The 21,411-nt window shown below is 63.8% G+C and carries 20 protein-coding genes, 1 tRNA gene, 1 other RNA gene and 1 pseudogene; 21 read left to right on the top strand and 2 right to left on the bottom strand.

Translation table 11 applies throughout. From position 1 onward, the window contains the following. Positions 1-44: 44 nt before the first annotated feature. The 7 genes and pseudogenes from sepF to CAP13_RS03580 all read left to right on the top strand — a co-directional run bounded on the left by sepF (position 45) and on the right by CAP13_RS03580 (position 4,455). Entirely contained in the window at positions 45-776 is a 732-nt protein-coding gene (gene sepF / locus CAP13_RS03550; protein WP_085830253.1) for a cell division protein SepF, read from the top strand. An 8-nt stretch (positions 777-784) separates the two neighbouring features. Beyond that, positions 785-1,057, top strand: a complete 273-nt coding sequence (locus CAP13_RS03555) for a YggT family protein (protein ID WP_085830254.1) — start codon at positions 785-787, stop codon at positions 1,055-1,057. A gap of 49 nt (positions 1,058-1,106) precedes the next feature. Next, positions 1,107-1,301, top strand: a pseudogene (locus tag CAP13_RS03560) (DivIVA domain-containing protein); the annotation flags it as partial. A 223-nt stretch (positions 1,302-1,524) separates the two neighbouring features. Next, a complete protein-coding gene (locus CAP13_RS03565) occupies positions 1,525-2,526 on the top strand; it encodes an inorganic phosphate transporter (protein ID WP_245798887.1) in 1,002 nt (333 codons plus the stop codon). Positions 2,527-2,571: 45 nt separating this feature from the next. After that, positions 2,572-3,198: a DUF47 domain-containing protein gene (locus CAP13_RS03570; protein WP_085830256.1), complete on the top strand. Its 627-nt coding sequence runs from the start codon at positions 2,572-2,574 to the stop codon at positions 3,196-3,198. A 203-nt stretch (positions 3,199-3,401) separates the two neighbouring features. Continuing rightward, positions 3,402-3,767: RNase P RNA component class A (rnpB, locus tag CAP13_RS03575), an RNA gene on the top strand. A 52-nt stretch (positions 3,768-3,819) separates the two neighbouring features. Beyond that, complete coding sequence (locus CAP13_RS03580; protein WP_085830257.1) at positions 3,820-4,455, top strand: IMPACT family protein; 636 nt, start codon at positions 3,820-3,822, stop codon at positions 4,453-4,455. Positions 4,456-5,055: 600 nt separating this feature from the next. On the opposite strand, the gene mscL is transcribed toward CAP13_RS03580, so the two are convergent. Next, positions 5,056-5,529: a large conductance mechanosensitive channel protein MscL gene (gene mscL, locus CAP13_RS03585; protein ID WP_085830258.1), complete on the bottom strand. Its 474-nt coding sequence runs from the start codon at positions 5,527-5,529 to the stop codon at positions 5,056-5,058. Positions 5,530-5,697: 168 nt separating this feature from the next. Here mscL and CAP13_RS03590 point away from each other — a divergent pair, with 168 nt between their 5' ends. The 7 genes from CAP13_RS03590 to CAP13_RS03620 all read left to right on the top strand — a co-directional run bounded on the left by CAP13_RS03590 (position 5,698) and on the right by CAP13_RS03620 (position 13,438). Further along, complete coding sequence (locus tag CAP13_RS03590) at positions 5,698-6,276, top strand: xanthine phosphoribosyltransferase (RefSeq protein WP_085830259.1); 579 nt, start codon at positions 5,698-5,700, stop codon at positions 6,274-6,276. Continuing rightward, positions 6,257-7,774 (top strand): chloride channel protein, encoded by a 1,518-nt coding sequence (locus tag CAP13_RS03595; protein ID WP_245798888.1) that lies wholly within the window; start codon positions 6,257-6,259, stop codon positions 7,772-7,774. Before CAP13_RS03590 ends, CAP13_RS03595 begins: the two co-directional genes overlap by 20 nt. Before the next feature lie 166 nt (positions 7,775-7,940). Then, a complete protein-coding gene (locus tag CAP13_RS03600; RefSeq protein WP_085830261.1) occupies positions 7,941-9,203 on the top strand; it encodes a molybdopterin molybdotransferase MoeA in 1,263 nt (420 codons plus the stop codon). A 38-nt stretch (positions 9,204-9,241) separates the two neighbouring features. Continuing rightward, a complete protein-coding gene (locus tag CAP13_RS03605) occupies positions 9,242-9,715 on the top strand; it encodes a MogA/MoaB family molybdenum cofactor biosynthesis protein (protein WP_085830262.1) in 474 nt (157 codons plus the stop codon). A gap of 234 nt (positions 9,716-9,949) precedes the next feature. Then, the gene (gene modA / locus CAP13_RS03610; protein ID WP_085830263.1) at positions 9,950-10,813 is read left to right on the top strand and encodes a molybdate ABC transporter substrate-binding protein; all 864 of its coding nucleotides are present in this window, start codon (positions 9,950-9,952) and stop codon (positions 10,811-10,813) included. Between the two features lie 100 nt (positions 10,814-10,913). Next, positions 10,914-12,365 (top strand): molybdate ABC transporter permease subunit, encoded by a 1,452-nt coding sequence (modB, locus tag CAP13_RS03615; RefSeq protein WP_245798889.1) that lies wholly within the window; start codon positions 10,914-10,916, stop codon positions 12,363-12,365. Then, the gene (locus CAP13_RS03620) at positions 12,365-13,438 is read left to right on the top strand and encodes a sulfate/molybdate ABC transporter ATP-binding protein (RefSeq protein ID WP_085830264.1); all 1,074 of its coding nucleotides are present in this window, start codon (positions 12,365-12,367) and stop codon (positions 13,436-13,438) included. The genes modB and CAP13_RS03620 overlap by 1 nt, the downstream gene beginning before the upstream one ends. Before the next feature lie 710 nt (positions 13,439-14,148). Here CAP13_RS03620 and CAP13_RS03625 read toward each other — a convergent pair. Beyond that, a complete protein-coding gene (locus CAP13_RS03625; protein ID WP_085830265.1) occupies positions 14,149-14,568 on the bottom strand; it encodes an iron chaperone in 420 nt (139 codons plus the stop codon). Between the two features lie 320 nt (positions 14,569-14,888). Here CAP13_RS03625 and CAP13_RS03630 point away from each other — a divergent pair. The 7 genes from CAP13_RS03630 to CAP13_RS03665 all read left to right on the top strand — a co-directional run bounded on the left by CAP13_RS03630 (position 14,889) and on the right by CAP13_RS03665 (position 21,369). Then, a tRNA-Pro gene (locus tag CAP13_RS03630) sits at positions 14,889-14,965 on the top strand. Positions 14,966-15,110: 145 nt separating this feature from the next. Beyond that, positions 15,111-15,527: an SRPBCC domain-containing protein gene (locus CAP13_RS03635; RefSeq protein ID WP_179184919.1), complete on the top strand. Its 417-nt coding sequence runs from the start codon at positions 15,111-15,113 to the stop codon at positions 15,525-15,527. A 3-nt stretch (positions 15,528-15,530) separates the two neighbouring features. Further along, complete coding sequence (locus tag CAP13_RS03640) at positions 15,531-15,896, top strand: MmcQ/YjbR family DNA-binding protein (RefSeq protein ID WP_085830267.1); 366 nt, start codon at positions 15,531-15,533, stop codon at positions 15,894-15,896. Between the two features lie 608 nt (positions 15,897-16,504). Then, complete coding sequence (locus CAP13_RS03645) at positions 16,505-17,635, top strand: NADH:flavin oxidoreductase/NADH oxidase (protein WP_085830738.1); 1,131 nt, start codon at positions 16,505-16,507, stop codon at positions 17,633-17,635. 35 nt (positions 17,636-17,670) lie between these two features. Further along, positions 17,671-18,009 (top strand): iron chaperone, encoded by a 339-nt coding sequence (locus tag CAP13_RS03650; protein WP_218775296.1) that lies wholly within the window; start codon positions 17,671-17,673, stop codon positions 18,007-18,009. A gap of 1,259 nt (positions 18,010-19,268) precedes the next feature. Further along, positions 19,269-20,549, top strand: a complete 1,281-nt coding sequence (locus CAP13_RS03660; protein WP_218775297.1) for a tyrosine-type recombinase/integrase — start codon at positions 19,269-19,271, stop codon at positions 20,547-20,549. Continuing rightward, positions 20,539-21,369, top strand: coding sequence for a hypothetical protein (locus tag CAP13_RS03665; RefSeq protein ID WP_085830271.1), 831 nt, complete (start codon positions 20,539-20,541; stop codon positions 21,367-21,369). The genes CAP13_RS03660 and CAP13_RS03665 overlap by 11 nt, the downstream gene beginning before the upstream one ends. Positions 21,370-21,411 lie beyond the last annotated feature (42 nt).

The raw sequence follows: 21,411 nt of genomic DNA on the forward strand, positions 1-21,411 counted from the left end.
CCCTGCAGAACGCAATTGAAACGCAGAACAGAGAGGCGGGGAGTATGGGCTTCCTTGACAGCATCAAGAGCAGGCTGCCGTTCGGCGCCAACCGCGATGCGGATGCCTACGGCACCGAGGGCGACGGCTACGACGACGGCTATTACGACGACGACCTGCCGGCTGACGCCTACGGCGACGCAACCTACCAGACGGCTGACGCCTACGGTGCCGCGCAGGGGAGGTCCTATCAGGAGGAGCCCCGCAGCGGCATGCTCGGCCAGACCCGCCGCGGTGAGGCCGAGAGCATCGCCGTGTACACGCGCTCTGGCGAGCTCGTCGGGGATGCGGACCGTCACGCCGCGACCTATAACCCGCCTGCGCGCGGCCAGGAGTCGGGATACCGTCCTGGCGCCTATGACACGCCCTCGAGCTACGCCGAGGCCGTCCACACGCAGCCCGCGCCCTCTGCCGCCGACGCCACGTCCGCGCGCATGAACGCGGTTGTCAACGGCACGCCCCAGCTGCCGGCGTACGTGCTCCGTCCTGAGAGCTATGACGATGTCGAGACCGTCGTGCGCCGCGTGCGCACCAAGCAGCCGGTCGCCCTCGTCTTCGCGGGTGTCCGCACTGAGGTGGCCAAGCGCGTGCTCGATTTCAGCTACGGGTTCGCTTGCGGGCTCGGCGCCACCGTGCGCGAGGTCGGTGACCGCGTGTTCATCGTGCTGCCCGCGGGCTGTGAGATCAAGGAGTCCGATCTCGCAAAGCTCCGCCAAGACGGTTATCTGAAAAAATAGGAGCCTTTGTGAACTCGTACACCCTGATCCAGTTCGTCAACCTGCTGTTCAACTTCTACAACATCCTGATCATCGTCTACTGCCTGCTCTCCTGGTTTCCCCGGCGCAGCCAGTCGTTTCTCGATGATCTCTCCCGTGCCCTCGACACCATCGTGGGCCCGTATCTGAACCTCTTCCGCCGCATCATCCCGTCGTTCGGGGGCATAGATTTCTCGCCGGTCGTGGCGATCATCGCCCTGAACGTTCTGGAGCGGATCATCATCGGTATCCTGGTCGGTTAACAAGTGGGATCGCGCCTCCCGCGCACCCATGCGATGAAAGGACGGCAACATGGCCATCACCCCCGCAGACATCCAGGCCCAGCAGTTCTCAGAGGCCAAGCGCGGCTACGATCCCACCGAGGTGGATGAGTTCCTTGAGCGCATCTCCTCCGAGGTCGACGCCATGCTCAACAAGATCGTCGACTTGAAGGGCCGCCTGACTGCCACCGAGCAGCAGCTCGCCGACGCCCAGGCCCAGCTCGCCGACCGCGNGGGGGAGGCATATCTCATCGCAGGGCCTTGATACCTTACATACACCTTACACAGTAATTAAAGGGTATGGAGAGTGTCAGCTATCTGTTAATGCTATCCTGTCGGTTGTCTGCCGATGGGTGGCTTCCGCATGTACGGCGGCCGTCATGAGAAGAAAGCGATCGATTTTGGACGTTTCGCTCGCGTACTTTGTCCAGCAGGTGCTCTCATCGCCCATGTTGGCCATCACCGTCGCCCTCACCCTCGGCGTCATCTTCGTCAACGGTTGGACCGATGCCCCCAACGCCATAGCAACCTGCGTGACCACACGCTGCATGCGCGTCCGCCCGGCGATCATCATGAGCGCCGTCTTCAACTTCTTCGGCGTGCTCATCATGACCCACATCAACGCGAGCGTGGCCTCCACGATCTCCAACATGGTCGATTTCGGCGCCGACACGCATATGGCGCTCGTGGCCCTCTGCGCCGCCCTGTTCTCCATCGTGGTCTACAGCGTGACCGCGGCGAAGTTCGGCATCCCCACCTCCGAGAGCCATAGCCTGATCGCCGGTCTCACGGGTGCCGCGATCGCGCTCGGCGGCGCGGGCGGTGTGAACATGGACGAGTGGGCCAAGGTCCTCTACGGCCTCGTGCTCTCGCTGGTGGGCGGTTTCATCTTCGGTTTCGTGGTCTGCAAGGCCGTGACCGTGCTCTGCGCGAGTCTCGACCGCCGGCGGGCCAACGTCTTCTTCAAGTACGCCCAGATATTCGGCGCCGCGGCGATGAGCTTCATGCACGGCGCCCAGGACGGCCAGAAGTTCATCGGGGTCCTCTTCCTCGGCATGGCCTTCGCCAACGGCCAACCGAGCGTGGAGGGCGTGATCATCCCCGTGTGGCTGATGCTGCTCTGCTCGACGATGATGGGCGTGGGTACCTCGGTGGGCGGTGAGGGCATCATCAAGTCCGTGGGAATGGACATGGTGAAGCTCGAGAAGTACCAGGGGTTCTCGGCCGATCTCGCAAGCTCGCTGTCGCTCTTGGCCATGACGCTCACCGGCATCCCCGTCTCCACGACGCATGTGAAGACGAGCGCGATCATGGGCGTCGGCGCGGTCAAGCGGCTCTCGGCCATCAATTTCTCCGTCGTGAAGGACATGATGCTCACCTGGGTGTTCACCTTCCCGGGCTGCGGCCTCATCAGCTTCCTCATGGCGCGACTTTTCATCCTGTTCTTCTGACGCGGCGACGCGCATCCGACCTGACCGTTCACGAGGGGGACACTTATGGCAAAGAAATCCGACGAGTTCTACTTCGACACCTTCATCGCCTGCGCGGATATCGCCAACCGCGCGGCCAAACTGCTGCTCGACATCATGGAGAACTTCGATCCCGCGGCGATCGACGGTGCCCTGGAGCGGATGCACGCCCTTGAGAACGAGGGCGACGAACGAAACCACGAGATCTCCGATGCGCTGGTCACGGCCTTCATCACCCCGATCGAGCGTGAGGACATCGCGACGTTGGCCGAGCGCCTCGACGCGGTGACCGATCACCTCGAGGGGGTCCTCCACCGCATCTACTTCACGAATGTGCAGGAGATCCGCCCGAGCGCCCTGAAGATGGCCCGCAAGCTCGTGGAGGGGTCCGAGAGCCTGGCCGCCCTCGTGCGCGAGCTGCCGCGTTTCAAGCGGTCGAAGACCCTGCGTGAGCAGGTGGTGGCCGTCAACGCCATCGAGGAGCAGTGCGACCGCATCTACATCGAGTCCATGCGTGAGCTGCACACGGATCCCGCGCTCGAGACCCTGACGGTCATCTCCTGGCGCGACGTGTACACCTTCCTTGAGATCACCGCCGATAGCATGGAGGGCGTCGCCGAGACCATCGAGAACGTGGTGATGGCGAACAGCTGAGGCCGTCTGCGGTCGCCGGGCGCGCTTCCGGCAGGGCCCGTTTCAGCAGGTTGTCTGACGGCATTGTTGCGTTCAGGGGCGACCCGCTCTTGGCTTGCGGTTATCCGTTTCGTCGACCGGTGCGCTCCAGGATGCCGAGTGCGCTCATCGAGAACCGGTGGAAAACCACTCGCCGTCCCCGTGCGTGCTACAATGCCCTTCGCGAAGCGGGCCAGACGGTCGCGCGACCCGATGGGCCCGTCCCATCCGGGCGTGAGGAAAGTCCGGGCTCCATAGGGCAGGATGCCGGCTAACGGCCGGGCGGAGTGATCCGACGGAAAGCGCCGCAGAAAAGAAGACTCCCACTGGCGGGTGACTGTTAAGGGAAAAGCTGAAACGGTGGTGTAAGAGACCACCAGCGTCGTGGCAACACGGCGGCTTGGCAAGCCCCATCCGGAGCAAGCGCAAATAGGAACGCGATGGGTCGGCCCGGCCCGCGTTCGGGTAGCGTGCGAAGAACCGTGCGGTGACGCACGGGCAAGATAAATGATCGTCCGCGACAGAACCCGGCTTATCGGCCCGCTTCGCTTCTTTGAGGATTCCCGCGCCGCAACAGCGGCGCCGCCGACCCGAGGAGGGCCGATGGGAAGCTATGTCACCGTGCGATCGGGCCTCGAGGTCACCGGCGAGGTGGAGGACCGGCGCAGCCGCTTTATCGCCCATCTCACGCACATCGAGTCGGAGGAGGGCGCTGCCAAGCATCTCGTCGAGGTGCGCGCCCGGCACTACGACGCCCGGCGCAACGTCCCCGCTTGGATCCTCGCGGATGGCCGCGAGCGGGCGAGCGATGACGGCGAACCGCAGCGCACGAGCGGCCTTCCGACCCTCGAGGCCCTGCGGGGCGCCGGCCTTCGGGACGTGTCCTGTGTGACCACGCGATACTTCGGGGGGACCCTGCTCGGCCCGGGCGGGCTCGTCCGCGCCTACACGGCCGCGGCGCAGGCGGCCATCGAAACGGCCCGTGCCACCGGCGGGCTCGTCGAGATGACGAGCGTGGTCCCGGTTGACCTGAGGCTTCCGTATGCAGATTACGATCGGGTACTCGACCTGGCCTCACGCTGCGGTGGAAAGGTCGCAGGGACCGAGTACGCTGCTGACATCGCACTGCACCTGGTGTTTCGAGCGGAGGAGGAGGCGGCCTTCCTCAGTTCCTTACGCGAGCTCCTCGCGGGACGCGGTGATGCCGTTGTGGGTCCGGCGCAGTTCGCTGAGTTCTAGGGACGGCTCGTTCTCTATCTCTTTCTTGGTGTTGCCCGCCTCTTATTGACAAATCGTAGCTGTGTCCTGCACACAGAAAGCTGATCGCATTGTTTCTGCGGGCTCCAGTTTGCTATGGGATTTGCTAGTCCGGCAGCCTATGGACTCGTCTCCGGCCCCAAGTTTCCTATGATTTCATTTTTATGTATAAATATCATTAATTATTGAAATATTGGAAACGCATATTTATGAGGTTGAGTCGCGCTAGTAGAAAATGTCAGATCTGAGTCGTTTCAGACCGACACGCCTCGAAGTGTCTTCAACAAATCATACGATATTACGAATGTGTTATCTAATTAAGAGGAGCAATGGGCGCTCAGGCCAGGCAGCCACATGAAAACGGGCTCCTCGTGCCATGTATGGACTCAGATCTGACATTTTCTACTAGGCAGGTGAGCCGACCGCTTCCATCGCGTCCCTCACGCGACTGAGCACGCACCTTCCTCTATCTAACGGCACAAAAAGGGGCCGAACGCCCGGGCGTCCGGTCCCTTTTGACCTAACCGCGCTGCGGCTCTGACTCGCCTTGCGGTGACGGTTGATGCAACGGCGTATGCGCCCCTACTCCTGGGGATTCGTGTACCCGGGCAGCTTGGCCGTGCAATGCGGACAGCGCGTGGCGTCGTCGGCGATGTCGCTCTTGCAATAGGGGCAGGTGCGGATCACCGGCGCCGCCTCTTCGGCGACCTTCTTCGCGAGCCCGGCCTTGGCCGCCGCTGCATCCTTCATCTGGCGGAACGAGTTCACGCTCTTCACGATCGCGAACACCGCGGCCGCGGTGATGAGGAAGTTGATGATCGCGGAGATGAAGGCGCTGAAATCGAGGATGTTCCCGTTAAGGTCGATCGAGAGCCCCGGGACCCCGGCGGCGCCGCCGGTGACGAACGAGATGAGCGGCTGCACGAGGTTCGTCACGAGCGAGTTCACGACGGCGGTGAACGCGCCGCCGACGATGATGCCGACCGCGAGGTCGAGCACGTTGCCGCGGCTGATGAACTCGCCGAACTCCTGGATGATGGTCTTCTTCTTTGCCATGACCGGTCCTTTCGCGCATGGTGTCTGGTACCGCCCGCAGGCGCTGCCCCTATGGTAAACGGACGCGCCCACCGAGGACAACCCAACACCGGCCCGGCTGCGCGGTGACCGTGGTATCCTGCTTGACTGAAATGCAACGGCCGCGTACCACGAGGGGGAAGCTGCGTCATGAGGGAGCTCGAGGAGTGCATCGTCGCGGAGGGGATCGTCAAACCCCAGGGGGTGCTCAAGGTCGACGCCTTCCTGAACCACCAGTGTGATACGGAGCTCTTCGATCACATGGGCGCCGTGTGGGCCCGGCTCTTCGCCGACGCCCCCATCAACAAGATCCTCACCATCGAGGCCTCGGGCATCGGAATCGCCTGCGTCGCGGCGCGCCACTTCGGCAACGCCCCCGTGGTCTTCGCCAAGAAGGCCCAGTCCATCAACCTCGACGGCGATCAGTACGCCACAACCATCTACTCCTACACCAAGCAGAGGGAGTTCCCGGTCATCGTCGGCAGACGGTTCCTGTCGCCCGACGACCATGTCCTGATCCTCGACGACTTCCTAGCCAACGGGTACGCGCTCGAGGGCCTCATCGGGCTCTGCGATTTCGCGGGGGCGCATGTCGAGGGCATCGGCATCGCGATCGAGAAGCTCTTCCAGGGCGGGGGAGACCGCCTGCGCTCCCGCGGCTACCGCGTGGAGAGCCTCGCCCGCATCCAGAGCATGGACGGTGAGACCGGTGCCATCGTCTTCGCCTGATAGCGCCGCGCACCGCGCCCGCCTGTCCTTTCCCGCGCCGTTGCGCGCGAGCGGTGCCCGCTTCAGGCTTGACACCACACGTGACCTCAGGAACCTGCGCGAGAGCGCGCGATTGCTCATGCTGGTCCTGCTCGTCTCCGTCCTTATGGGCGCCGCCGCCTGGGCCTTCCTCACCTCGCTGAAGCTCGTGACCGAGGCCCGTGAGGGCCAGACCCTCCTGTTCCTGCTGCTTCCCGTGGTGGGTGTCGCGACGGCATGGCTCTACCACGAGCACGGCCTTCTGGCCTCGAGGGGCAACAACCTGGTGATCGAGAGCGCCACCACCGGCCGCCTGATCCATGCGCGCATGGCGGTCCTGACCTTCGCCTGTTCCGTCGCCACGCACCTGGCTGGCGGATCGGCAGGCCGAGAGGGCACGGCGGTGCAGATCGGCGGCACCATCGCGAGCAATGTGAGCGGTGCCTTCCACCTCAACCGGTACGACCATCACGACTTGCTCCTCGCGGGCATCTCCGCGGCGTTCGGAGCCGTTTTCGGCACCCCGCTCGCCGGGGCGTTCTTCGGCATGGAGATGTGCTTCGTCGGCAAGCTCGAGTACAGTGTGGCCCTCTACTGCCTGGTCGCCTCGTTCACGGGGGACGCCGTCGCGCGCGCTCTCGGCGTCGGTCATGCCTTCCAGATGATCCCCAGCGTGCCGGCGCTCGACATGCGCACGATCGCGCTCTCAGTCGCAGCGGGCGTGGTCTTCGGTGTCGTCGCCCGGCTCTTCTCGGCCGCCATCCGCGAGGTCAAGCGCCTTTACGCACGCATCCCTGCTCACTACCTGGTGCGCGCCCTCATCGGCGCGGCCGTGCTTCTCGCCGTCTTCGTCGTGACAGGTCTGCAGCGCCTCGGCGGGCTCTCCGAGTGGATGGTCGAGGCCGGGTTTGCGGGCACATCCAACCCCTTCGATGTGGCGGCGAAGCTCGGGCTCACGGCCCTGACCCTCGGCGCAGGCTTCCAGGGTGGCGAGGTCACGCCGCTCTTCGACATCGGCGCATCCCTCGGGGGCTGGTTGGGGACGGTCGCCGGGATGCAGCCGACGCTGCCCGCGGCCCTCGGCATGGTCGGCGTCTTCGGCGCGGCGCTGAACGTGCCCGTCACGGCCATCATGCTCGGCATCGACATGTTCGGTGGCGCGGCGACCCCCTATATTGTGACCGTGACCTTCATCGCGTACCTCGTCGCCGGACATCGCGGCGTGTATCCCGCCCAGCGTATTGTCACGCCCAAGCGCCGTTCCCTCTCGGTCGACGCCGAGCACACGGTTGAGGAGGTCCTCGCCGAGCGGGCCGCCGCCGTGGCCGATGCGCACGCCGCGGTCAGCGCCGTCGCATCCGAAGAGCCCGCTGCCGACGGATCGCAGGCTCCCGCTCCGGCAACTGTCGGGAAGCAGGCCGGTTCAAACGCTGACGACTCCCCGGCGGCTCCCGCGTCCACGCAGCCTCCCGCCCTGTAAGACGCCTGTCGCACAGCTTCGCCCCCAGGTCGCTTGGCCCCACGCCGTCGCATCAGCGCCGCCCATCGCCGGATCCCGCACCGTTGTCGGAAACATGACGCACTATACTTGTCCGAGGATATTCTCATGCGAGAACCGCATGCGCCGTCGGTGAAAGGGGACCGAAATGCCTGAGAACATGCTGCCGTTGGAGGATGCCCAGGCGATCCTCCTCAGCCACATCGAGCCGACCCCGGTGATCGAGGTGCCCGTCTGGCGGGCCCAGGGGCTCCCGGTCGCCCGCGACATCGTCACGGATATCGACCTCTCCCCATTCGCCAACAGCGCGATGGACGGATACGCCGTTCGCGCTGCCGACCTCGCTCGGGCCTCCGCAGACCAGCCGGTGACCCTGACGGTTGTGGGCCATGAGGCGGCCGGGCATGTCTTCGCAGGTGCGGTCGAGGCCGGGCAGGCGGTGCGCATCATGACGGGCGCTCCGGTGCCGGCGGGCGCCGATGCCGTGGTGAAGTACGAGATCGTGACGGTCTCGGGCGGTGACGGCAACGAGGGCTCGCAGGTGACCTTCACCGAACCTGCGCGCGTGGGCGACAACATCCGCGAGGCGGGCCTCGAGGCGCGTGCGGGCGAGGTCGTCGTGCATGCCGGCGAGGTCCTGACGCCGGCTGGATGCGGCCTCGTGGCCTCGGCGGGTGCTGCGACGGCGCCGGTGCACACCGCTCCCCGTATCGGCGTGATCTCGCTCGGCACCGAGCTCGTGGCCCCCGGCGACCTCCCGGATCGCGGTCAGATCCGCGACTCGAACTCGAGCGCCCTGATGGCGTCTGCGGTGGCCGCCGGCGCTGAGCCTGAGTTCTTCGGTATCGCTGCGGACGACGCGGACGAGATCGAGGGCCTCATCCGCCGTGCGGCCGCGTCCTGCGACTTCGTGATCACGAGCGGCGGCGCGTCGGCGGGGGACTACGACTTCGTGACAGGCCTCATCGAGCGCGAGGGCGAGGTCCTCTTCGACCGCATCGCGATGAAGCCCGGCAAGGCCATCACCTTCGGCATCTTCGCCGGGAAACCCTTCCTCGGGCTTTCCGGGAACCCCGCGGCGGCTGTCGTCGGCTTCGAGATGCTCGCGCGGCCGGCCATCCGCAAGATGCTCGGGCATCCCGTGCTCCCAAGGCCCCGTCAGACGGCCCGTATCGCCCATGATGTGCGCAAGCGCGGTCCTCGGCGGTTCTACAACCGTGCCCGCGTGGAGCGCGATGCGGCCACCGGCGAGCTCACGGTCACCGAGGCGCGCAGCCAGAACTCCGCCCTGCTCTCAACCATGCAGGCGGCGAACTGCCTCCTCGAGATCGCCGAGGACTCGAAGGGGCTCAAGGCGGGCGACGAGGTGTCGTGCCTCCGCCTGGACATCGATGAGGGCACGGTGCTCTAGCACCGGTTCAAGAATGCATGGGAGTGAAAGGGGAGGATATGGACATCGGGTTTGCGATCGTGACGGCGAGCGACACCCGCGGTCTCACGGAGGATGAGGCGGGCGCGGCCTTAGGCTCGCTCATCGCCGAGGCGGGATGGCGGGTCGTCGAACATGTGGTGGTGCCCGACGACGTGCGTGCCATCGGGGACGCCATCGTGCACGCGGCCGATGAAGCCGGCGCGAACATCATCTTGACCTGCGGCGGCACGGGCCTCTCGCTGCGCGATGTGACTCCTGAGGCGACACGCGCGGTCTGCGACCGGGAGGTCCCGGGGATCGCCGAGGCCATACGGGCATATTCCATGACGAAGACGCGCCGCGCGATGCTCTCGCGGGCCATCTGCATGCAGCGGGGCCCGGTGCTCGTGATCAACTTCCCGGGCTCCACCAAGGCGGCGCGGGAGAGCTGGGAGGGCTGCGCCGACCAGCTCGAGCATGCGATGAAGATGACGGCGGGCGGAGGCCACTGACGCCTGTCGTACAGGCGTCGGTTTTCGAGTTCTCGGCATCCTGGGCGCACAACGCGGCCCTGAGGAAACCATCTGGTCAGCGCCGCGTGAAGAGGATGATCGCGTTGCGCCCCCTGCCGTGTTGCCGCGCTTCTCTCCCATCACTTGTCCTCATTATTCTCAATGGAATATAATCTCTGACCAGTACCAACGCGCGACGGAAGCGTGCCGCGCATCCAAAGGGAAGGAAGCACCATGAACATCTCGCGCCGTTCACTGATCACGGGGGCTGCCGCCGTCGCCGGGGCCGGGCTCCTCGCGGGCTGCGGCAACGCCGCGTCAACGAACGACTCCTCGACGGCGGGATCCACCGGCTCCTCCGCCACCTCCTCCGTCGAGCTGCAGGTCTTCGCCGCCAACTCGCTTGAGAAGGCCATGCCCGAGGTGCAGGCCCTCTACACCGAGAAGACCGGTGTCACCTTCGCCGACACGCAGTTCAAGGCCTCCGGCGACCTCGTCGAGCAGCTTCGCGCCGGCGCTGCCGCCGACGCCCTCATCACGGCTTCCAAGGGCACGATGGACACGGCCGTCGAGGGCAAGCTCGTCGACGACTCCACGCGCACGGACATGTTCACGAACGACCTCGTGATCATCCGCGCCGAGGGTGCCGACGTGCAGGTTGCCGCTATCGAGGACGTCGCCTCGATCGACGGCCGCATCGCCATCGGCGACGCGAAGACCGTGCCGGCCGGCAAGTACGCCAACCAGGCCCTCGCCTCCGTGGGTCTCTACACGGGCACCGAGGGTGACGACGGCGGGTACGCCGCGAGCATCGCCGACAAGGTCGCCCTCGCCGACAAGGTGGGCACCGCCGCCAAGTACGTCTCCACGGGTGACTGCGTCACCGGGTTCGTCTACAGCTCCGACATCTACCGCTACGACGGCATCGAGGAGGCCTTCGTCTGCCCCGCCGACTCGCACAAGCCCATCGTCTACCCCGGCGCGGTGACCGCGAGCTCCGACCATGCCGACGAGGCCGCCAAGTTCCTCGATTTCTGCCTCTCCGATTCCGGCGCGCAGAAGGTCTGGGCCAAGTACGGCTTCGAGCTCTCCGCCTAAACAGCATGCACACGGCCCCGCATGGCATCTGCCTGCGGGGCCGTGGTTTTTGACCGACGGTATGAGAGGGGATGCGGGGCGGATGGTGCGGAAGCGGTTCATGCAGGGCGGGACCATGCTGGTCACGGCCATCCTGATGCTCCTCGCGGCTCTCGCAGCGCCCGTGCATGCCGCGGCAGCCGAGCTCGAGCCCGCACCGGGCTCGGCCCTCAACGGCTCCGCCTCCTTCGGCCTCAACGGGTTCGAGCGCAATGCCAAGGGGACGGCCCGCGCCATCGACGGCCAACCTGCGGGATATCGGTTCCCGCTTGCCGCAGGCTCGACCCTCGTCGTCGTGCGCACGCCCGGCGGGGTCCTCGTGTGGGTCGATTCGGCAGCCGCCGCCCGCGCGGGCTTCGATCCCGCCTCCGTCGATGACCGCGCTGCGCTTACCGAGATGATCACCGACCTCGATCGCGACAGCTCGCTCGGCGGCTCGCTGCTCGCCGACGTATCGGATCCCTGGGAGTCCATCACCGAGGAGGAGGTCGTCCGGGGATCCTACACCTACCGCTTCAACGTGGCCGGCGAGGACGGCGAGCGCTATGCGACCGTCAGCGCCGCGCCGGGCACGGAGATCGCCGCGGCCGACCTCGGTGACGGGGCGCTTTGGAGCGACGATGCCCAGATCGTGCCTGCGTCTGAGGTGAGCACGCTCGCACCACCGAGCGTCCTCGACCAGGTGACGTCCTTCCTCGCCGCCATCGACTACCGGCCGCTCTGGGTTTCGGTCAAGACGAGCGGGATCGCGCTCGCCGCCTCCCTCGTCCTCGGCCTCGTGGCCGCCTGGCGCGCGTTCGGCACCTCGGGCCGGCTCAAGAGCGTGCTCGACTCCGTCTTCACGATCCCCATGGTGCTGCCGCCCACGGTCTGCGGCTTCCTGCTGCTGATGCTGTTCGGCCAGTCCACCGGCGTTGGGCGCTGGCTCATCGCCCACGGCATCAGCCTCGTGTTCACCTGGCCCGCCGCCGTGATCGCCGCCGTGGTGGTGTCCTTCCCGCTCGTCTACCGCACCGCCCTCGGTGCCTTTGAGGGCCTGGACGCGCAGATGCTCGACGCGGCGCGGACGCTTGGATGGAGCGAGGCGCGCATCTTCTGGCGGCTCATGATGCCGCTCGGATGGCCGAGCATCGCCGCCGGCGCCGTGCTCGCCTTCGCCCGCGCGATGGGGGAGTTTGGCTGCACCCTCTTCTTCGCAGGCAACTACGCCGGTATCACGCAGACTATCCCCATCGCGATCTACTTCGAGTGGATGGGCGGCAACACGTGGGTGGCGCTGTTCTGGGTCATCGTCGTCATCGCGATGAGCTTCGCGGTGATCCTCTTCATCAACCTCTACACGGCGCATTCGCAGACTTACCGAAGGCGCTCGGGTGTTCGCCGCGGCCGCGGTGCCGCTGCAGCTCAGGGCGACACGCTCAGCGCCGAGGCGACGGGCGGCGACGCCCTGCGCATCGACCGCGACGCCCTGCGCGACCTCCTCGGCCTCGTCGATCGGGAAGGGGGTGCGTGATGTCGCTCTCGCTTGACATCAAGAAGGCGTTTCCCGGGTTCAACCTGGATATCCAGCTCGAGGCGGGGGAGGAGCGCGTGGCCCTGCTCGGCGCCTCAGGCTGCGGCAAGAGCATCACGCTGCGCTGCATCGCCGGTGTCGAGACCCCCGACGAGGGCCGCATCGTGGTGAACGGCGTCACGTTCTTCGACTCTGAACGCGGCGTGAACCTCTCGCCGCAGGAGCGCCGCTGCGCCCTGCTGTTCCAGAGCTACCAGCTCTTCCCGAACCTCACGGTGATCGAGAACGTCGAAGCCGGGATGGCCCGCTCGCTCACGGCTGCCGAGCGCCGCGATCGGGCCGAGCGGTGCCTCTCCATCTTTGGGATGGCGTCCTTCGGCGACCGCTACCCGGTGGCGCTTTCAGGTGGCCAGCAGCAGCGGGTGGCCCTCGCGCGCATGATCGCGGCGCGGCCGGGGATCCTCATGTTCGATGAGCCGATGAGCGCGCTCGACTCTTTCTTAAAGAACACCCTCGAGCAGAGCATGCTCGACCTCTTCGCGGTGGCCGGACGCACGGTGCTCTACGTGAGCCATGACATCGACGAGGCGTGTCGCCTTTGCGAGCGGATCTGCGTGCTCCACAACGGGCACGTGGAGGAGGTCGGCAGCGTCGACGAGGTGGTCGGACATCCGCGCACCCTCGCGGCCCTGCGTCTCACGGGCTGCAAGAACACGAGCGCCGCTGAGAAGGTCGGGCCCACGAGCGTGCGCGCCCTCGACTGGGGGATGACCTTCGAGATGGGGGAGACGGTGCCCGATGATGTCGCCTACCTGGGGATCCGGGCCTCCCATATTCATCTTGACCGGAATAGGGACGGTTCGGGGAGGAACAGCTTCAGGCTGCATGTCGCTCGCGTGAGCGACGCCCGCTTCGAGCGCGTGGTGCTTCTCGACGCCCCGCGGTCCGACGCGCCGAGCCGCCTCACGTGGAAGGTGAACACGGCCGATGCGGCCGAGGCGGACCTGCCGCACGAGGGCGACGTGCTCGGTCTGCACTTCGATGCGAGCCGGATCCATCTGGTGAGCCGATAGCATTGTGCGTCGCCTCGGGGCGGCAGCATGGTGCGTTTCTCTGTTGGGGCTGCGCTGGACGCTGTCTACGCTTCGTTCGTGTGGCCGGAATCCATCTCTCCTGCACGCAGGGACAAGCCCGTGTGCTTGGAGCGCCTGATAGACATCGGAGGTCATCTCTCCTGCGCGCGGAGCAAGTCATTTCATGACACGGGAGGCCCCGGCGGTCATCATCGTTTTTCTCACGCGCGAAGTCGAAAGATGCCGCTTTGGTACAGGTTCTCATGATGCCGATGTAAACCTCCTCAGTTTGGTACAGGTTTTCGGCGTGGGGCAATGCACACGGCGCGAAGGCAAGGCCTTTACCTGCGAGTCCCGTCCTCCGAGTCGGAACTCTACTCGGACGGGTCGGCAAAACCTGTACCAAACTGAGGAGGTTTTCCTCCCATGCGACGAAACATGTACCAACGGCGCGAGATTTCCCCTCGAGTCCACAGGAGAGCGGGGAGCATGCTGGCGGCGGCCGAGAGAGGGGGCTTCGGCGGGAAGGGGGGACGGTTTTAGATTGAGTCTGCCTGCGGCCTGGAGAACGGTCTGCACCCGGGGGCGGCCATGCCACTTCTCGAGGACACGATAGTGTCCCTGCCTCGTTTTATGAAAAAACAGGATGGGAGCGCGTTTGCGAGCGGTCCCATCCTGTTCGTGTGCGATGAATGCGTGGAGGCGTCCCGTTACCCGATCGCACGCTTTACGAGCTCGCGGACCCGTTCGGTCACCTCATCAGTCACCTGGTTGATGGCGTAGCTCGTGGCCCACATGTTGCCGTCATCGAGGGCTGCGCCCTCCTGGAACCCGAGCGTCCCATAGCGCACGTCGAACTTGGATGCCGGCTGGTAGAAGACGATGACCTTGCCGTCCCGCTCGTAGGCGGGGAACCCGTACCAGGTGCGTGGGGAGAGCTCGGGGGCGACCTCGCTCACCACCTGGTGCACCATCACGGCGATGGCGCGGTCGTTCTCGGGCATGGCCTCAATGGCCTCGAGGAGCGATTCGAGCCAATCGGCCTTCTTCTTGCCCCCGCGCTCGGCGCGCAGCTCTTCGGCGCGCTGCTTCATGGCCTCCTGCTCGGCCTTGCTGAACCCACTGGACATGTCGGTCTCCTTTGGTTGAGGTGTGCGGCGGTCCGCCGTCGCGTATCGGTCGATAGTGGGTTTATGCCGCGTTACGGGCCGACTAAGACCGTGTGGAGCGTGTCCGACGGAAGACGGAAACCCCACAACCGGGAAGGGTGGGCACCTTTAGGGGGAGTGCGCCTTGAAGGCCTGGGTCCCAGCCACCGAGACTCGAATAGGCGCTGACAACCTCTGACGCCACGCCTCGCGTGCGTTCATTTAAATTCGGCGCAGGGTGCACATGGGCATTCGGAACATTGCCCCTCACCATGGGAAGCCGTATAATCAACTGCTTGAGTCGGGACGTGGCGCAGCTTGGTAGCGCGCCTGCTTTGGGAGCAGGATGTCGCAGGTTCAAATCCTGTCGTCCCGACCATCTCCTGAGCTTCCCGCTCGTTTCCAAACGCTTTCTCCGAATATCTCCCGGTGGTCAGGATGCGACGGCGCACTGCCTTGGCATGGGGTATAACCACCGTAACGCCCGCAACCCCGATGGCCACCGTGCCGAAAAGGAGCGCACCATGGAGAAGGTTCACATCGAGGCAATCGCCCACGTCCCCGTCGAGGCCGCATGGGATCTGTACATGAAGCCGGAGCACATCGTTCGGTGGAACGCGGCGAGCGAGGATTGGCATACGCCTCGCGCTGAGAACGACCCGCAGGTCGGTGGGACCTACCACGCCCGCATGGAGGCAAAGGACGGCTCCATGGGGTTCGACCTCATCGCGACCTATACCGCGGTTGAGCCGGGTCGCTCCTTCACCTATGAGATGCAGGACGGCCGCGAGGTGCTCGCCGCATTCGAAGCGGTTGACGATGGCACGCGCATCACCCTCGACTTCGACCCCGAGGCTCAGAATCCCCGCGAGTTCCAACAGCAGGGCTGGCAGGCGATCCTCGACAACTTCGTGCGGTACGCCGAGGGCCTCGAGGCCTAGCCCATGGACGGAGCCGCTCTCACCCGCGTTGCGATAGAGACGGTGCGTTCCCTCCCCGCCACCGATGTGCACTCCTTTGCCGCCGACTGGGAGGCCGCACGGGTGGCGGGGAAGTGGTTTGCGCTGTTCAGCGAGCTTGATGATCGCATCGTCACCGTCAAGGCCGATCCCGCCGACGCCCTCGCGCTCACACAGGGTTTCGACGCCATCACCCCGGGTTACCACATGAACAAACGACACTGGATCACGATCCACCCTCATGGCGATGTCGATGAGGTCATGGTTGCCGACCTTGTGCGCCAGTCGTATCAGATCGTGCGCGATGCGCTGCCGAAGAGTCGTCGCCCGCTTGGCACGACGGGGGCGTGATGGGGACACGGGGTGCCCGTTTCGGAGGGCATGGTATGAAGGGGCTTTCGCGGTGTGGGGTGATGCGGGTCTGAGGGATCTGGCTGAGAAGGGGCGACCCGTGCGAGGCCGTTAACTCATCGAGAGCGTCATCTCGACCTTGCTTTGAGGCAAATCCGCTCCAAGATGCCCTCCAGATGACGTTTTGCATCTCATTCAAGCCGACGCACATAAGGCCGATTCGACCAGGGTGTCCGAGGCCCCTCTGGTGAGACTCGCGTCGAAAACGTCATCTCGAAGCCGTTCCCATGCGAATCTGCCTATAGATGCCCTCCAGATGACGTTTCGCACGCTATCTGCGATTGGGATGGCCGCAAGTCCGTCGTATCGGAGTGCCTAACGAGGATGGCGTCGAAAACGTCATCTCGATAGCGTCTCCATGCGAATCTGCCTCGAAGCGGCCCCCAGATGACGCTTTACTCCTCCATCTGAACATCCTCCCCGTGACGCGCTCCCACGTGGCGCCCTCGGGAGAGCGACTGGAGCTTGGGCGGATGCCGCAACCTACGGCCTCGTTCGGGTATAAACCCGGCCATCTAGCAACCGCGAGAAAGCCGTAGGTGATCGCCATGGGGCGCTCCCTCCTGTTCCAGCCCTTGACCGTACGCGGGCTCGACCTGCCGAACCGACTCATCATGCCCCCGATGTGCCAGTACTCCGCTGCTCCCGTGGGGCCGGAGCTCGGCCGTCCGAACACCTGGCACCTCGTGCACTACGGTTCGCGTGCGCAGTCCGGTGTGGGAACCGTGGTGGTCGAGGCCACGGGCGTCGTTCCCGAGGGGCGCATCTCCGTCGCCTGCCTCTTGCTGCACGACGACGCCCAGATACCGTATTTCAAACTCCTCGCCGATGTGATCCACGCCGGCGGTGCCCGTGCGTTCATCCAGCTCAACCATGCCGGGCGCAAGGGTTCGAGCAGGCGTGCCTGGGAGGAGGCCGAGGGGCCCGCTACGCCGGAGATCGGTGGCTGGGAGCCTGTTGCCCCCTCGGCGATCCCCATGTCGGAAGACGGTCTCACGCCGCGCGAGCTCACCGATGCCGAGGTGGATGCGCTCGCAGATTCCTTCGCCACGGCCGCCCGCCGTGCGATCTCAGCCGGCTTCGACGGCGTCCAGATCCACGGTGCGCACGGCTACCTCATCCACCAGTTCCTCTCGCCGGCGTCGAACGCGCGCGCCGATCGATGGGGCGGCGATTTCGAGGGACGCACGCGCTTTGTGCACGAGGTCGTGCGTCGCACGCGCGCGGCAATAGGGGAGGGGCCCCTGCTCATCCGCCTCTCGGCTACCGACTGGGTCGAAGCGGATTCCCTGCCGGGCGAGCGCTCCTGGACGCTCGCCGACACCTGCCGGCTTGTGCCGTCCCTGGTGGCCGACGGCGTCGATATGGTCGACATCTCAACAGGCGGCAATATGCTCGCCGATATCCCGGCCGGCCCTGGTTACCAGGTGGCTGCGGCGAGTGCCGTCCGCGAGACCCTACGGGGTTCCGGACTCGAGACGCCTGTCTCAGCGGTGGGCCTCATCCTCTCGGCGACGCAGGCCGAGCAGATCCTCGTGAGCGGGGACGCTGACGCCGTTGAGATCGGGCGTCCGTTGCTCGCCGATCCGACCCTCCCGCGCCTCTGGGCGACGCAGCTGCGCGCCGAGGCGACACCGCTGCCGCCGCAGTATCTCCGCGGTGGCGTGCGCCAGGGTTGATCGGTGGGGTCAGCAGTGCCAGAAAGGAGTCATCCGTGACCGTTGACGAGTACATCTCAGCCCAGGAGCCCGCTATCGCCGAGCGCTTGACCCAGGTGTGTCAGGCCTTTGCCGAGGCCCTGCCCGATGCCGAGGAGCGCATCGCGTGGAATATGCCGACGTGCTGGCAGGGGTCGCATATCATCCACTACGCCGCCGCGAAGAAGCACATCGGGATCTATCCCGGGTCCGCGGCGGTTGCGGCCTTCGCCGATCGGCTCACGGCGTTCAAGACGAGCAAGGGTGCGATTCAGCTCCCCCACACCAAGGAGCTGCCGATTGAGCTCTTGCAGGAGCTCGCGCGGTGGTGCTTGGAGAACCGGGGGCATGCGTAAGTTTTCGCATGAAAACCGTCTATAGGGAGTGAGATCCTTTTTGCGTGTGTTGTGTATAATAGAAATGGCAAATGTCGTATAATTTAAAGGTTACGCCTTGATGGAGGAGAGCCGGTTCAAATCCGGGCGTCCGCGGGAGCCGTCTCTGTGTTGGGGCGGCTCTTTCATGAAGATCAGGAATTAAATCGCCCTGTGGGAAGATATACTCGATATTGCACATTAGCAATGTTGTCCGGAGCTCAGCTTTAGATGGTTCTCATGTTTCAAATTGTGGTATCAAAGGCCAGATTCCAAAATCCATGAAGCTGGGACTCTCCAAACATTGGGCAGATGGAACGGGCTGCTAACGCCGTGGCGCAAGCAATCGAGACTGAGGCCGCTTGTCGCAAGGATGACGAGTTGTCAAAGTGGGCAAGACGGGGACAGGGAATTTGGGTTGATTGTTTGGCTGGAATTTGAATAAAAGGGAACCGGTTTCACAGCCTGCGACCATCAGACCGTATCATGGGAGAAGGGGCGATTACAAATGTATCGTCTGTTTGACAGGGTGCTTGATTTGAAGTCGGGGAAGCCCTGTTTCATAATCGACGTCGACGATCATGGAGACGAAGGCGTCGTGTACGGGATCGAAGCGGAAGATCAAGGTGATCCGGATTGGTTTCGCTGGGCGATAGATTCTGACTTACGAAAGCTGCCGGAACACGATTAAGCGATCTACTGGGAGCTTAAAGGACTGCCTCTCACAATGTGTAATAGCCGATCCACAAAGAGGTGCGAGTATGGGGCCGCAGGTATTGACCGATGGGAGCGGAACAACGACCACGCCCCCGATTCACCCTCCCAACATCCATTCCGCAGGGGAGATGCAATTGACTATGACGGGAGCCACTGGCGAAATACGAGGGATAGCTAGGGTCGGGTACCGTGGCGAAATCCTATGGCAAAAACGGTTTTGAGCCAAGCAATGTAATATTGCGCACCTCCATTGCGCATTTCAAGGCGGAATCAAAAAAGGTCAAACCAAATAACGGTTTGACCTGCGAATTCATCTGGAGCGGGCGACGGGAGTCGAACCCGCCTCATCAGCTTGGAAGAGTAGAGATAATTTCTGATAGGCCGTCTACCTGCAATAACTCGGTCGTTCTACCTGCGTATATTTGGACTATTGCGCCTAAAAAGACCGTGAACTACCATGTGGTAAAGATGGTTTCTGTCATATTTCTGTCATGAAATCTGTCATGAGAAATCGAGGTTCTTACATGGGTTTACCTGCTGAAAAGTTCACGACCGTCTCAGTTAAGCCGTATGAGACGCGCAAGAAGGACGGCACTGTGACGGCCTACAAGTGGCGTGCGGTTCTGCAATACAAAGACGATGAGGAAAAGTGGAGGCAGAAAAACGTCACACTTAAGACCGAGGGGCGCGACAAAGGCCGCTCCAAGCAGGTTGAGAAGGCGGCGCAGATTGAGGCCGAGACCCTGAGGAAGCGGCTCAACGCCGAGGCGCTTGAGACGCCGCAAAGCCATGAGACGGTAACAGAGTACTTCTCTAGGTACGTGGAGGGCCGCGCCCTAAGTATCGAGAGATCATCGGCGAATGAGCTTCGCCGCATCCTCAAGACTCATATCGCCCCGAGTATCGGCAAGATTGAGCTGGACGCCCTCACGCCCGACGATGTGCAAGAGTGGGTGACGGGGCTATCCAAGGAATATGCGCCCTCGACGGTCAAGAAGTGCCTTACCAACCTTCGCTCAGCCATGCGCGAGGCCGTGGACCGTGACCGCCTCGTTAAGGACCCCACACGGGGCATCAAGAACCCCAAATTGCCTACGCCGAGGCCCAACGCACTCGACGGTTACGGACGGGCGAAGGTCGTGCGCTTCATTGCGCTGGACCCCTGCAAGCCCCTCAACGTCGCTTTCGCGCTTGCGATCTATATGGGCTTGCGAGAAGGGGAGATTTGCGGGTTGCGGTGGAAGAGCGTAAACCTCGACGCCCAGACGCTTGAGGTACGCGAGACGATAGGGCGCGACGGCTCTAAGTGGTATCTCAAGGAACCCAAGACGGGCGGTAGCATCCGCACTCTGTATATCCCCGGCACAGTTGCCGACGCGCTCAGGGCGAGACGTGCTCAGGTGAACGAGGAGCGGTTGAGCATCGGGACCAAGCTCAACGAGCTGTTCGTTGTCGGTGGTGCGGATGGCAGCTACATGGCCCCGCATTACCTTTCCTCACGTTGGCGCATCGCTGCCGACGCGCTTGAGCTTGTCGGCACAGAGGGCAACCGTCCAACGTTCCACGATCTGCGCCACACGTTCGCCACGGCTGCAATTGCGTACGGAACCGACGTCAAGACCGTTTCGAGCATCTTGGGGCATGCCAACGCGGCCATGACCCTCAACGTTTACGCCACAGCCGATGCGGACGCAAAACGGCGGGGGGCACAGGCAGTTGAGCGCCTGTATCAGGCTGAGGCAGCGAGGCACGTGAGCAACGGGCAGGTCATTGATCTGGTGGGGACGGGCACCGATGGCCAGTAATAAGAATGGTGAGTGCGGTGGAACTAAGCCCAGCAATGAGCAGCGCGAAGCGAGTGAAGATTCGAAATACTTCAATTCTGTGCTGAAGGATAAGGGAATCAATGTTGAAGACCCAAAGCACCCGTTGCGAGGACTGCCGGACGATCGATTGCAGACGGCTATCCGATGGGCTTTGAACGATGACAGCGGTAAAAAGAAGTTCCTTGAGACGTACGCTCGCATGGTGGGCGTTGGGTTCTCACGTCAAGCGCTCAACGGTTGGCTGAGGGAGTCTAGTAAGATTAACGCCGATCGGCTGGGTTTCATCGTGGACATGCTTGCGCGTTTTATGGCGGATGAGATGACGGGGAGACTCAGCGGCGAAATCGTGGGCGAGATCCTACGCCGCAACCCGTTTGCCCCCTTAGATTTGCCGACATCGCATGAACGCTATGAGGCCGCGTACTCACTCATCGTTGACTGCCTATTTGGATTGGCGAGGCCCGACCGCATCAAACTGAAGCGATTTGCCGTTATCGCGGCGTTGATGGAGACGGAAGAGGCCGAGCTTGACGCCGTTGGGGCTGTGCTGACCTGCCGCATACAATCCGGTAGCGGATGGGGGAAGAGGACCGCGCGCGAGGCTCTTGAAGACGTCCGAAGGATTGGCCCCAACGAGAGCATGACCGAGGTTGCCGAAGGGCCGGCGAGTGATCTATTCGAGGCTAGGGCGCTTGAGAATATCGGTGAGCTTTTGGATTGGGCTGCAGAGGTGCGCGAGTTTGCCGAAGAACGGCAGAAAAGCAAGCAATCCGAGTATACATTTTTGCCGTTTTTATGAAGGGGATAAAATAATATTTGGCCGTGGCTGAAAGAAAGCTGC

The sequence above is a fragment of the Collinsella vaginalis genome, from assembly GCF_900176655.1.
Taxonomy (GTDB): Bacteria; Actinomycetota; Coriobacteriia; order Coriobacteriales; family Coriobacteriaceae; genus Collinsella; species Collinsella vaginalis.

Bases quoted from the DNA above. Each gene is read 5' to 3' on its own strand.
- CAP13_RS03660 (WP_218775297.1), top strand. From the start codon at position 19,269: ATGGGTTTACCTGCTGAAAAGTTCACGACCGTCTCAGTTAAGCCGTAT.
- CAP13_RS03645 (WP_085830738.1), top strand. From the start codon at position 16,505: ATGGGGCGCTCCCTCCTGTTCCAGCCCTTGACCGTACGCGGGCTCGAC.
- CAP13_RS03640 (WP_085830267.1), top strand. From the start codon at position 15,531: ATGGACGGAGCCGCTCTCACCCGCGTTGCGATAGAGACGGTGCGTTCC.
- sepF (WP_085830253.1), top strand. From the start codon at position 45: ATGGGCTTCCTTGACAGCATCAAGAGCAGGCTGCCGTTCGGCGCCAAC.
- CAP13_RS03620 (WP_085830264.1), top strand. From the start codon at position 12,365: ATGTCGCTCTCGCTTGACATCAAGAAGGCGTTTCCCGGGTTCAACCTG.
- CAP13_RS03600 (WP_085830261.1), top strand. From the start codon at position 7,941: ATGCCTGAGAACATGCTGCCGTTGGAGGATGCCCAGGCGATCCTCCTC.
- CAP13_RS03570 (WP_085830256.1), top strand. From the start codon at position 2,572: ATGGCAAAGAAATCCGACGAGTTCTACTTCGACACCTTCATCGCCTGC.
- CAP13_RS03565 (WP_245798887.1), top strand. From the start codon at position 1,525: ATGTTGGCCATCACCGTCGCCCTCACCCTCGGCGTCATCTTCGTCAAC.
- CAP13_RS03625 (WP_085830265.1), bottom strand. From the start codon at position 14,568: ATGTCCAGTGGGTTCAGCAAGGCCGAGCAGGAGGCCATGAAGCAGCGC.
- modA (WP_085830263.1), top strand. From the start codon at position 9,950: ATGAACATCTCGCGCCGTTCACTGATCACGGGGGCTGCCGCCGTCGCC.
- mscL (WP_085830258.1), bottom strand. From the start codon at position 5,529: ATGGCAAAGAAGAAGACCATCATCCAGGAGTTCGGCGAGTTCATCAGC.
- CAP13_RS03605 (WP_085830262.1), top strand. From the start codon at position 9,242: ATGGACATCGGGTTTGCGATCGTGACGGCGAGCGACACCCGCGGTCTC.
- CAP13_RS03580 (WP_085830257.1), top strand. From the start codon at position 3,820: ATGGGAAGCTATGTCACCGTGCGATCGGGCCTCGAGGTCACCGGCGAG.
- CAP13_RS03590 (WP_085830259.1), top strand. From the start codon at position 5,698: ATGAGGGAGCTCGAGGAGTGCATCGTCGCGGAGGGGATCGTCAAACCC.
- CAP13_RS03635 (WP_179184919.1), top strand. From the start codon at position 15,111: ATGGAGAAGGTTCACATCGAGGCAATCGCCCACGTCCCCGTCGAGGCC.
- CAP13_RS03665 (WP_085830271.1), top strand. From the start codon at position 20,539: ATGGCCAGTAATAAGAATGGTGAGTGCGGTGGAACTAAGCCCAGCAAT.
- modB (WP_245798889.1), top strand. From the start codon at position 10,914: ATGCAGGGCGGGACCATGCTGGTCACGGCCATCCTGATGCTCCTCGCG.